Source organism: Bacillus sp. N1(2025) (assembly GCF_053470005.1).
In genome coordinates, this window is record NZ_JBLTJB010000014.1 from 1 (window position 1) to 12,644 (window position 12,644).

Consider the following 12,644-nt stretch of genomic DNA (forward strand, 5'->3'; position numbering starts at 1 on the left):
CAGATATGATTGCATGTATCCTTCTTAATTGATCTAACGTTAAATCAACCGATGACCATCTATCAAAGACTGAGCGTATATCGAAAATTAACTTTTTCTTCTCTTCCTTATCAATAATCTCTTGTTTTGATAAATAAAGCTCCCAGTCAGGACTATATTCTGTCACTTCTCTCATATCCTCCAAAGAAAATTTGAACATGCGTCTTGTTTCTGTCTCTCCCGTATTTCCAACATAGAAATATTTCCTTCCTTTTTTCAGCACAACTTTCTCTAGAATATCTTTTCTTCCATATCGTGCGGCATTATTGATTGGTTTAAGATATACTGTTGAGTCCACCTTTATTAATTGACTTTTATCCAAATTTTTTCTCTCCATTCTGTTTAAAATATGCATTTCATTTTGTTTTAGTTATTTTATTTTCATTCTTAAAATATGTATGCTCTGCTGTTGTTTTAACTTGATTTAAGTATAACATGACTATTTTAAATTATCAATACTTATTTTATTTTTATTATTAAAGTGTGTATTTTGTTATGATGTAAGCAATAGAAGCTTTGATGTATCCAGGATATAATAAGAAGCGTTATTTACCGTTTCATTGTAAGATTGCGCACCCTCAAAATTATTAATTACGTCTTTTTCTTCTGCTGTCATATCCTGATATTTTACCTTACCATACGAAGGAGGAAGCCAGTTTTTCTTTTGGCTGCCAAAGATATTAAATTTCTTGAGAATTTCCATATCTTTAAACTCGATGTGACATGTTCCTTTTTTATAGAAAGTTACATAGAAGTACTTTAATTCTATTTTTTTCGTTTCACCGTAATGCTTAGCTAGTTTTATAGTTTCATCAATGTTTATGTCTTCTGTTAACCCATTGTCAAGGTAATTGAAAACTTTTTCGATATCTTTCAACTTTTCTAAGACCTTGTAGTCTGTTGGACTATAGTGACCGAGCCAACTACAATACCCGTTTAGTGGAATAATTATTTTTTTATTAATTTTATATGATTTATTTGTTTTCCACCCATTATATAAGTGCACATTTTTTGATGATTCATCATAGTAATGCTTGTGGCTAAATTCTTCAAAAAGGTTAAGTATTGTATCTTCTACGCCCTGCGTCACCTCTTTACTCATCTGAATTCTTAATGTATAGATATTGAACAAAGAAAAATCATAATCTTTTAATTCCTCAACGTGCTGCAAATACTTTTGTTTTAAATTGCTTGTGAAGAGCCCCATAAATTGATCATTGTTAAATAACGTATTCCAATACTTCGCCCTAATTTGTTTTATATATGCATTCTCTATGTCATTTTCTTCGGTATTCTTGTCAATTAGCAGCTTCAATATTGGAGTACTGTCATCATTGAAACTATGCAGCATTAATGGTTTTAAACTGTTATATTCATTGATTAATTTTAAACCCGCTTTGATTTCATAATTGAACTGTTCTACAATTCCTTTTATAAAGTCTACATTCACTAACTGTGTTGCTTTATAATCGGCACTAATTTTATGGGACTCATCTTTTTTCAATTCTTCTATTAGAACACTGTCATATTCTTGTTTTTCAATGCTTATGTAAATTAGCGCCGTTTCAACTTCTGTGTTTCGCTCTGAGTTCGAAAAAGCGTTTTGAATGTATTCAACTTCTGCATTTATTTCCTCTAGCTTACGTATAAGAAATTTCCTGTCATTTGAATACGGATTTTTTAATGTTTCGGCATTTAGTAAGCAAACAATTTGTCCGGATCTTTGTTGCTTTTCAATTAATTCAATCGCCTTTAATAAATGTTTAACACCGCTACTAAAAGGTGGATTCATAAAAATCAAATCATACTTCTTGTAAGTGTTAAACGTCAGAAAATCGTCTGCTATCACTCTGTAATCTTTGCCTTTAAGTATGTGTCGTAAGTTTTCATCTTGTTCAATTGCATCAATGTCATATTTCGAATTCCTTCTATAGTTGCTGGTGTTTTTAAATTGATTGTGAATAGCTTCTACTAAGTTTCCTTTACCTGCTGACGGCTCCAAAACGGAGTTAATGTACTTCCATTCTACTTTAGATGTCATTTTTCGGATTAACTGTGGTGGTGTCGGATAAAAATCCGGATTATCTTTAAACATTTTTTGTTCTCCCTTTTTAGGGAATGAGATGTTTTCCCATCCCCCCTCTTATTTCATAGATTAGACTTATAAGTATTGATTAAAGGTTTGAATCTTTTATTATTTAAGTAATTTAAAACCTCGTCAAATTGTCTTTTGTCACACGAGTAGTACTTACTGTGAATTATTTTAGTCCCATCTGGTTTAACCTCTACATTATTCAACACTGTTTCGGGCAGCGAGTGCCATCCTTTGAACATCAATAATTCTGAATAGAAGTGTCGGTAATATAAATTCCTTTTATTTTCAGGCCGATATGTCAACTTCACTGCATTATCATATTGAGCATATTTAGTTGACTGGCAACTGTCATACGTTATTCTTTCAGTAATTAAAGATCCAAGATCAGATATGTGAAACAGAGTATATTTTTCACCTTTTTCAAGATCAGCATTTTTAAATTGTTCTTGAATACTGTCAACTTCATGGAGAATTCTGTATAAAGCAGTTTTTAATTTTTCTGTATCTGCTTGTTGGATAACATTTTTACTCAAATTCAAATTATTCAATTTCAATTTTCCTTTGAGTGAAGTTTTATATTTGTCCCAGTCTTCATTATTCCAGGTTAGAAATATATTTAATTCTTCAATGACTGAACTAGAAAGATCTTCTATTTTTCCCGCTTGATGTTTTAACTCGTCTAACTCTCCTTCTTTTATCGCTTGTTTATGAGAAAATGACTTTTCAATTTTTGCATTGTCCACTAAACCAACGTATCTTGCATAAGAATGGCCTTGAGCGTCTACAATGAATTGCAATTTCCCGCCGTAGTACACTCCTACGCCATATAAATTCCATTTGACTGTGTTCTTTTCAAGATCGTCCATATTGTAATAATCAATCATTGAGTTGATTCTATTGTCTTCCGTAAAACTTCCACCGGTTTCCGCAAGAAAATCAAAATCATTTAAAAGCAAGTTAGAAAAGTTGTTTAAAGCTTCTTCAGTATTGAAATGCACTTCTTTTGTAATTTTCACATTTTCAAGTCTGTAGTCACCTTTAACAACCTCGTCTTTATATTGATTAAGTGTTTGATTTTTGTTTAAGTTGGCAAACTGTGCATCAATAACAAAATACTCTTGATCTTCATTCAGTTGTTTTACTACAATGCTGCTATAGATTTTTTCGACTTGTTTCTTTTCTTCTTCTTGCCGTCTCTTATATTCAGCATTTTTAAGCTCTTGCTCTTTTAAATATTCCTGAAGTTCTTTTTCTTTTCTCGCTTTCTCGGCTTCTTCGAATTCTTCCATCTTTGAATCAAACAGTGTCATATCTTCTTTAATTTCTTCTGTTTGTTCTGTCACTGTGTATTCCCAATCTAATGAAACACGACCATAGAAATTGTAACTACCTGCGTAATCAGTGTATGGATCTGCTGGGCTGTAGCAATGGCGATAATTGTTTAAAAGGCTGTTGCAATAATTATAAATCGCAGTCAAATAAGCTGAGCCTTTTTCATAAGGACTTGATTTGATTGTGATGTTAATAGTGCTATGTGAATTGCTTCCCCCAGTAGTAACAGAGAATTTGCATTGTGGGAAACGTTGTCTCAAATGCTTTCTTATTTCCTTTGCCATTTCTTTCACTTCTTGTTCCTTGTTAACCTCGAATTCACTCCATTGTGTTGCATCCCACAGACTCATTTTTACGCCCTTAGCTTTCTTTTTGGTTTTAGTGATTGTTTTAGAAGATGAGATTTCTTGTTTAGTGACACCATTAGCGACCCGCATTGATTTTTCTGTCCGTTTGCTCCACCAACATTTTTTGAATCCAGAGTATCGAAAACCGTTTGATTTAAGATGAGTTAAAACCTCTTGTTCTGGTTTACTATCAAAATAAAGTTCAATTCCGTTTAACTCTTCGTTAATTCTTAAAACAGCTGTCATTTTCAATCTCCCCATTCTTTATAAAAATTTTATTTTTACTCTAAATGTATGTAATCCTTTGACTTGATTTAATTTTAACATGATCACTATAAATATTCAATAATTATTTTATTTTTATTCTAAAAAAAGAAAAACATATTATCGAGGTTCAGCTTGCTGAAACGAGACGTCCGTAAAGGCACTTTACGGACGAATTTATTATTTTTTTATTTAATTATTACCCCTCTTCCCCTTTAAGGGACACACCCCTCAAACCCTTGGGACAGTTGACTTTTTTTTATGATTTATTGCTTTATTTGCAATAAGGGTTATAAATCATTATTTAACCAATCAATAAACATTAACCTCATTCTTCTTGATGGAATGTAAATTGAAATCGAATCATTATTTCTTATGCTGCTTCTCCATATCCACTGAATCATCTCTGAAAGGGCAAAGTAAGTCTCATCAACTTTAACACCCTTAGAGATAAAATATTCAACTAACAAGGGATTACAATAACGGTTAATAGCATAAACCAGTGTATTTTTATGACTATGTTCATTTGTAGACCGGATATTACATGGTATGAACCCCTTAGTATATCCCTTGCCTGAAAGCCTTGGTTTATAATCAATAAACGTTGTCCACATATTAAAGTTTGATTTAGACTTACATATGTTCTGAAAGTAATTCAGGATATTATTCTGCAGTCGCTTATGTAAAACCCTTTTATTTCTGTACCATCCTTTTGATAAAGAGTACTTTTCTTCACCGATTTTATTAAGATCTCCATCGTAAATATTTATCTTTATTTTAATTTTACCCTTAATATGCTTATCTGCTGCTGAATCATAGGGCACACACTTATACTTTCCCTTATCTTTTTTAATCATATATTTCTCATAAGGAATATTGTTTAAATCATAATAATACTTCTGTAACTGTCCATCGAACAGATATGTTAAGTTGTATACTTCTTTAAACAATTTGAATATGTCAGCAGGAAAGTTCCAGAGTATGACTGAATCATTATGTAATATTAAATTGTTATTTAATGCAAGCTGTTTCAAGTGTTTAAACTCTCCATCATATTCCCTTTGCATATTCTTTTCTTGTTCCATGTTCCATATTATTCGGTCGTCTTTGTTAATTATCCAGTTATTTTTAAATAACATATCCAGGTCATCTGCAGATATGTTTAACTGCTTTACAACCTCTATTGCTTCATCCAGTATCAAAGTATAATTACCTGAATAGATGAGTTCTTTTGTTGTCTCATTTGCCATCTTAAAGAGTGCGTGTGTAGTTGCTATATTCTTATTATCTGAAAGGTGTTTATGTAATGAGTCTAGCTTATAAAATGTTTCTCCGTTTACGCTGTGTATCTTAGGTTCAATAAACTTCTTATCTGGACACGCTTCCTTTATCCTCTTTACCTCATCAAGATATGGTGTAATAAAAATAAACTTATCCTCTTTGGGTGCTTCATTCATCTTTTGAATCATGTAACTTGTCTTACCCGATCCCATTATAGAGTCAATTATTTTAATTTTATTCATAATAAATATAGACTTCCCCCTTTAATATTAAAAATAAAGGAACGGATAAATGTTTTACCGCTCCTTCTCATGTATGAAATTCAATTGTTGATTCTTTCTTCAAGATCATGAATACGTCTTTCAAGTCCAGAGAATTTCTTATCATTGTATCGGTGGTCACTTTCAATATTCTTGTTAATAATCTTAAGCATGGATACAACTTCTTCAGGTTCATTTTCTTCGATCCGTTTAACCGTTTCTTTAATATCCTTAACGTCCTGCTTAATTGTGTTAATATCCTTGGATAGTTGCTGTATCGCTTCAAGGATCTGATTTTCCATTCCGCTCACCTCTAATAAGCTTAGTATAGCATGATGTTAGCTAGATTTGTTTACCTTCTTTTGGCGTATACAAAGTAAGCGATCCATAACAAAATGACAATGATACACGTTACTATGAAGATAGCCGTAATAAGCGACTGTATTCCGCTGCTGAAGTAATCTTTGATGAACAGGAACAACAAGAATAAAACAACAAATGTAATGTTCGTAAACCATAATGAGAATCGTTTCATGTTTACAATGTGCTTGTCCATGTTATAATATGGGTAGTGACTAAAGGGGATTAATTCCCCTTTAGCGTGTTATCTGCGTATACGTTTGCGTTGTCTCTTGCTACGGAGGCGCTTGCGTGTACGCTTTTTCTTTTTGCTTTCTTTATTCTTCATCAGGTTTTGAATCTTCTCAGCTATCGTTAAACAGTTGATGATTAAAACCGTGATAGGAATAAGGAAAGCAATTGTTATACCCACTTTCTCAAGCACTATGTACACCTCCTTTCCTATAACTCTATTATAGCACATTTTTCCTTCGGAGTCATTTTATTTTTACTCTTAAAATGGATTTTTTAAATTATTTTGGACTATTATTCATGGGTGTTTATAGGCTGTATAAGGCATGTATGTGGATTGGATACCAATGATACTATGATTCATTTAAAATTGATTCTAGGTGCATTAGAATGCTTCTGATGATGTTATGGTTTGTGTGTTATGGGATGGATATATGATGATGTGTGGTGAATGGAAACGGAATAGAGATGAGGACAAGTCAGGTTATGGGTGGATGTAATGAGATGAGAAGGAACACGATTAGGATGAATATAAAATTAGAGTGAATGTATAAGATAGATTAAAAATAAGACTTCGATTCATTCCCTTTCGTTATACACACGATTATTTTTTATGAATGGGTATTCACTTTTAAATTGACCGCTTAATTATTTTTTCAAAAATAAATATTGTTTTTCATTTGAAATTGTGTTAGCTGTGCAAATTTATCAGCCAAATCACAAAAACCCTACATAACGTATCTTATATAGGGAATTCAATACCAATATATAGGGGGTATATTAACATCTAAAAGCCAAAAAACAGGAACAAATGTACCCCTAGCACTTCCATTTCCACACCCAACTTATTTTTTCACTTTCCCATTTTTCAGCCTATTTTCACATCGTAATCGCTATCGTAAAAGCCTATAATATCAATGTTTTCCCACCCCTCATTTTCACCTTTTTCATTAGATTTTTAACTCAACGACCACTTTTCCCCTCTCCTGCCTACGTTTTACGATCACAAAACACCTATTATCCCCTTTGACAGCTCTAAAACATTGCTATATCAACTAGATAACCCTTTCCGACCTTCATTTACGATAAGCACTTTTATAGCTCACGATCACCCGGGGGTCATTAAAAGTCAAAATAAAAAAGCCACCTTAATAGGCAGCTTCCCTTTAAAATTAGCGCTTTAGTCTCTTCAGTGCCTCCATATAAGAGGTCTTTTTCGGTTCTCTGTTCTCCAGTTTCCTCGGCTTGAATAAATCCTCTCTACGTCGATTCTTTGCTTTATAAACAGTTGTTTCTTTAACTTCAGTGTTCCCATTTTCAATTAAATCATCTAACTGCTTCACCCGCTCATTGATCCAGTTTAATCCACTAAGAATCGTTATCGCCCTATTACCTTTATCATAATGTCCTTTAAATAAGTCTAGGGGCATCTTGTTATCAAAGACATTAAACAGCTCATTATACGATATATGCTCCGTTAAGAACTCATGAACATCCAGAATAACTCCAGCTCTCATCACATTTGTAAACTCAACAGGAGTGAAAATCGAATTGTTCCACGACTTTTGTATATCTTCATGCAGCTTATCAAAATACTTGCCCTCATTTGTAAATTCATTGAGGTCTGTTTGAGCAATAGTCATGATTCCTGGTGTATCAAAAAGCTGATTTAAATCCTTCCTGTCTAATGTACTGATCTTTGATCCTCTGTCCGTGTAATTGAGTAAGACTTCAATTAAATCAAGGAACATTTTATTTGTTTCCTTGTAGAGCCTGCTCTCTGAAATCTTTCCTTCGTATTTACCTAAAACCATTTGATTATCCAAAGGTAAAACACATGTCTCTGGCATAGATAAGTCTTCAAGTAGCTCCAGTGAATTCATCTGGTTAACCAATACCTCATTGTTGTCAGGAAGGATTGGTACAGCAACTATTGTTTTATGAGTAAGACATTCATTTAACAATTCTAATAATATAGGGGCTACCCCTGAACCGGATCCACCAGCTGCAGAGAAAACTACGAAAATAACTTGTACTGAAGGCTTTTCCATTGTGTTCTTTATGAACTCAATAGAGGACTCCCAGTTATTTTTCATATGTTTCGCTGCTACGCTTCTGTCTTTACCCACTCCTTCTGTTCCGACCAAATGCAGCTTATCTTGAATATTGACCAATGAATTAAGGTCTGAAAGTGAATAATTTATTGCGACAGAATGAAATCCTCTCTTCATTGCTTCATCTGCTACACTTCCGCCGGCCTGACCAACTCCAATAAAACCAAACATTAAACCCTCTCCCCTTCTAATTGATATCTCAAAGCTTCTTGACCATATTGAGTAATAAAAATTGTATGCTCTTTACTGTTTTTCACTATATTAATAAATTGCAAGGCCTCCAGACGATCGATGCTCTTTCTAAAGGTAGCATCAGTTAACTGAGTTTTAGCTTGAATGGTTTTCTTCCTAATTGATTTAAACTTTAAATCAGCCCCTTCATCGCTCAATAAGCCTAGAATATACAGATCATTTCGAGTTAAGTTGTCAATGACAGAAGCAAAATAAGTATCCATGTGACCCCTCCTTAATATCTGATGATTTTGAAGTATCTTGGTTGATATACGATTATTATATTGTCTATTTGCATTTAAATGCAAATATTTTTGTATCTTAATGCAAATAATCATACTCTGCTTGTATGTAAACCAGTCATTTTATAAAATTTATTCAAACAGCAAAAGGATGATTTAAATGGAATATAGGGTTAAAAGTAAGTTGGATTCATTTCTAAACAGCAAAGGTATTGAAAAAGGCTGGTTAGCAGAGCAAATAAAAGCTGAAAGAGCAAGTATATCTAGATGGTGTAAAAATGACAGCGAGGGATTTGCAACCGTCCTCCCTAGTACATACAATCTTTTATTAATGGCACATATTCTAAATTGTAAAGTTGACGATCTTTTTGAATTAATCGAAATTAAATCCAATTAACTTTGGATTTTTATGTTTACAAGAGTAAAAATAAAATATATAATAAAGACACAACCACGTGAAGTGGTCTTTATTTTAATCATTTTAAGAGTAAAAATAAAATAGTATGGAGGTGTAAGATGAAAAAGCAGTATTTATTTAGTCATTTAATGGGGTTTATAGAGGGAAAAGTAGTCGATGGGACAGCAACACCCGAAGAAGAATACCTTTATCAGGATTATAAATGGTACGGAAAGATTAATAAGCAAAGCTTTACATATCGAAGTTTAGTAAATCAATATCTTAATAGCGAATATTAAGCACTTTAAGAGTAAAAATAAAATGAACGGAGAGGATTTATTGAAAAGAAAAAAAGACGGATTGTCTAAGCAAGTTCACATTTACAGTGTGGATACATCAGCATTTTATAATGACAAAGAAAATTTATTACATAATAAGATCTTAAAGTCTTATAGATACAGAGATTATCTTAAGACATTAGACAATGTACATAATAAACATAAGAAATACATTTCACAAAGAATTACATACCTTAAAGAATGCCTCTATTCTGCATTCGAAGAACATAATGACATAAGAACACTTCGAACTGACAGTTTAAGGGACAATAAAGTGATTTCTTTATTTGATTCAGTGTTGACCAGAACATTAGGGATTAAAGAAAACACCCTTTCAGAGGAAATCATGGTTGTCCAGACTTACCATTTTGAAGTATTGAAGGACATTATTGATCAGGGATTTTTACATAACAATGAAAAATACGTTTATTTCACGAGTAGCGCCGGTCAAATTCGTACAAAGAAGTCTTGTTTCATTAAAAAAAGCACCTACGATAAATATCAGGATGCTTTGACATGCGGCTTGAGTATTGAAAAGATCAACTCCCTTGGTGGTAGCAGCATTAACAAATGGAATAGCTATATGGCCTTATCTAACAGTGCCAGTAGCCCTTGGGAGATTAATATTGATAAAGCGGTTGTAGTCAACGACTTAGAAACTGATGTGTCGAGTCTCGTTGACTACATTGATCGAGACACATACGAGATCACACGAAAAACAATGAACATTCCCATTGAACATACAGATGGCTGCGGAATGATACTTCCCACTCTAAGTCGTAAAAGCTTCATGGTAAGACTCCCATGGGTAAAGGGTTTATTAGTCCCTTTTGATTTTCGTAAATTTGCTGAGGAAAACAAAGCTTTTAAAGTAACTGATATATACGGCAAGGAATGGGACATAGTGAAAGATGATGTTCAGATTATCTTCACTAAAAGCCAGTTTAAAATGTGGAAGTATTATTCATCGTGGGAAGAATATCAAGGCAATTATAAAAAATATGGATGCTTAGGGGCAAAACTCAATGAAGAAGACCCTTCTGTTGAAGGTAAGCTCACATATCAAATGCTCCAGACACTTACAGATATCTCAGATGAAGAATTAATTCAAATGAGCTCAAAGACTGTAAAAGAAATAACCACATTGGGAACTGACAAAGAAACCATGTTAAGAGTTCTTGGAGCTACGGAGAAAAAGAAACATCGGACAGCTCTTCAGGACGCTTTACTTCTATATCCAGAACTTCTTAACGATGATCACACGAAAGAAATTATTAAAAATAAAAAGAAAAGCATGATTAAAGATGCCAAATCAGGAAAATTGCTTGTGGATGGTGCTCGTTATACATACTTATGCCCTGATCTATATGCTTTCTGCGAAAAATTATTTCTGAATATCCAGAATCCAAAAGGACTGCTTTCAGGAAATGATGTCCATTGTTCTTTATATGATGAAGGGTATATTGACATCCTCCGCTCCCCTCACCTATTCAGAGAGCATGGTGTTAGGTGGAACAAAAAAGATGAGAAATATGAAAAGTGGTTCATTACCCCAGGTGTTTACACAAGCATTCATGATCCGATATCTAAGTTGCTACAGTTTGATAATGACGGGGATAAGGCCTTAATTATTTCTGATGAGTTAATCGTCAATATTGCCAAGCGTAATATGGAAAACATCGTTCCGTTGTATTATGAAATGTCTGTAGCCCAGAAACAAGAGATTAATAGCAGGAACGTATATGAAGCACTTACTCTTGCTTATGGGATCAATATCGGGGAATACAGCAACAACATCACTAAGATATGGAACAGCGACAATATAAATCTGGATGTGATCAAATGGTTATGCATGGAAAATAACTTTACTATCGATTAAATTTATAGTCGCGTCGCATAGCGATATGCGGATGAAAAGTCAGTGAACCTAGAAATCTAGGGTGTACATTCAGCGAAAAGTAGCGATAGGAAATGATCGTCAATGAGTGTGCTAACAGGGGAATTCTAATTAATACATTTTACATTTTTGAACAATGATATTTAAAACAAGGGGGTGACAAAGTGAAGTTTATAAATGAGGATGAGCATAAATATTTGAGTGGGATATATAAGATTGAGCAGATAAGCACCGGCTTAATATATGTGGGGAAAACTAAGATGAAATTTATTAAGCGTTACTGGCATCACACTTGGAAGCTGAAAAACAATTCGCACTGTAATCGACATTTGCAGAATACCTGGAATAAATATGGAGAAAACGATTTCCAATTTCATGTATTGCAAACAGTTGATCCAAACTCAGATATGAACGAATTAGAAACTCACTACATAAATGAACTAGGTGCCTATTTAAATGGCTTTAACATGACCACCGGCGGAGAGGGCAAGAGTAATTGTAAGATGTCTGACTCCACCAAAAGAATTATTGGGGAAAAGAATAGGATTAATAACACCGGAAGAAAGCTTAGTGATGAGACTAAAGCCAAAATGAGTAAAGCGAGAATTGGCAGAAAGCTCTCTCCGCAGCATAAGGAAAAGCTTTTACAATCTAGAATGAATAAAAGGCATTCGCCAGAATCTAGATTAAAGATGCGTCAGTCTCATTTAGGGTCAAAAAATAAATCCTCAAAAATAAATGAAACGAAAGCATACGAGATAAAAGTTCGTTTGATTAATGGAGAAAAGATGTCCGAAGTATCAAAGTCAATGTGTGTTTCCTACCCCATCGTTAAATCAATATTAGAGTGTAAAGTATGGAATCATATTCATGTTACTGGGTGGGACGACTTTATTCTTAAATACAAAAGCAAGAAGAAAAGCACTCTTACTCCAAAAGAAGTATTTCGCATAAGAGAACTTCTTAAAAAAGGGTTATCAGCACCCCATGTTGCAAAAATGTGTAACATAAAACCCAATGTTGTCTATGGAATTAAACAAGGAAGAACCTATAAAAATGTAAAATGAATGTAGAATGTATTATATGAAAACCCTGTGCCAAGCGTTTACATCATGCTGGGAAGCACTTGTAAATGAAGGTGCAACGACCATCCTTTATGGAGTAATAATAAGGTGAAATTCCTTATTATGAAGCGCTGACCATCTGTCTAGCACAG

11 protein-coding genes and 1 pseudogene are annotated in these 12,644 nt (G+C 33.4%); 4 read left to right on the forward strand and 8 right to left on the reverse strand.

From position 1 onward, the window contains the following. The 8 genes from ACNFN4_RS20435 to ACNFN4_RS20470 all read right to left on the reverse strand — a co-directional run. A partial coding sequence (locus tag ACNFN4_RS20435; RefSeq protein ID WP_448200443.1) for a beta barrel domain-containing protein occupies nt 1–361 on the reverse strand: 361 nt, incomplete at its 3' end. 171 nt (nt 362–532) lie between these two features. Then, nucleotides 533–2,134 (reverse strand): DNA N-6-adenine-methyltransferase, encoded by a 1,602-nt coding sequence (locus ACNFN4_RS20440; protein ID WP_423734312.1) that lies wholly within the window; start codon nt 2,132–2,134, stop codon nt 533–535. Between the two features lie 53 nt (nt 2,135–2,187). Then, the gene (locus ACNFN4_RS20445; RefSeq protein WP_448200444.1) at nt 2,188–4,059 is read right to left on the reverse strand and encodes an LPD29 domain-containing protein; all 1,872 of its coding nucleotides are present in this window, start codon (nt 4,057–4,059) and stop codon (nt 2,188–2,190) included. A 308-nt stretch (nt 4,060–4,367) separates the two neighbouring features. After that, the gene (locus ACNFN4_RS20450; protein WP_041482525.1) at nt 4,368–5,600 is read right to left on the reverse strand and encodes a hypothetical protein; all 1,233 of its coding nucleotides are present in this window, start codon (nt 5,598–5,600) and stop codon (nt 4,368–4,370) included. A gap of 80 nt (nt 5,601–5,680) precedes the next feature. Continuing rightward, a complete protein-coding gene (locus ACNFN4_RS20455) occupies nt 5,681–5,920 on the reverse strand; it encodes a hypothetical protein (protein WP_014472020.1) in 240 nt (79 codons plus the stop codon). Nucleotides 5,921–6,222: 302 nt separating this feature from the next. Then, nucleotides 6,223–6,402, reverse strand: a complete 180-nt coding sequence (gene yonT, locus ACNFN4_RS20460; protein WP_041482523.1) for a type I TA system toxin YonT — start codon at nt 6,400–6,402, stop codon at nt 6,223–6,225. A 979-nt stretch (nt 6,403–7,381) separates the two neighbouring features. After that, nucleotides 7,382–8,494, reverse strand: a complete 1,113-nt coding sequence (locus ACNFN4_RS20465) for a cell division protein FtsZ (protein WP_448200445.1) — start codon at nt 8,492–8,494, stop codon at nt 7,382–7,384. Next, on the reverse strand, nt 8,494–8,778 hold the full coding sequence (locus tag ACNFN4_RS20470; protein WP_021493592.1) for a hypothetical protein: 285 nt from the start codon (nt 8,776–8,778) through the stop codon (nt 8,494–8,496). Before ACNFN4_RS20470 ends, ACNFN4_RS20465 begins: the two co-directional genes overlap by 1 nt. A gap of 178 nt (nt 8,779–8,956) precedes the next feature. Between ACNFN4_RS20470 and ACNFN4_RS20475 the strand changes: the two genes are divergently transcribed. From ACNFN4_RS20475 to ACNFN4_RS20490, 4 genes and pseudogenes are all read left to right on the forward strand, one after another. Continuing rightward, nucleotides 8,957–9,193: a helix-turn-helix domain-containing protein gene (locus ACNFN4_RS20475; protein WP_021493593.1), complete on the forward strand. Its 237-nt coding sequence runs from the start codon at nt 8,957–8,959 to the stop codon at nt 9,191–9,193. 119 nt (nt 9,194–9,312) lie between these two features. Further along, the gene (locus ACNFN4_RS20480) at nt 9,313–9,492 is read left to right on the forward strand and encodes a hypothetical protein (RefSeq protein WP_014417885.1); all 180 of its coding nucleotides are present in this window, start codon (nt 9,313–9,315) and stop codon (nt 9,490–9,492) included. Between the two features lie 40 nt (nt 9,493–9,532). Further along, nucleotides 9,533–11,407, forward strand: a pseudogene (locus ACNFN4_RS20485) (RNA dependent RNA polymerase); the annotation flags it as partial. Between the two features lie 185 nt (nt 11,408–11,592). Next, on the forward strand, nt 11,593–12,495 hold the full coding sequence (locus ACNFN4_RS20490; protein ID WP_053574268.1) for an NUMOD3 domain-containing DNA-binding protein: 903 nt from the start codon (nt 11,593–11,595) through the stop codon (nt 12,493–12,495). Nucleotides 12,496–12,644 lie beyond the last annotated feature (149 nt).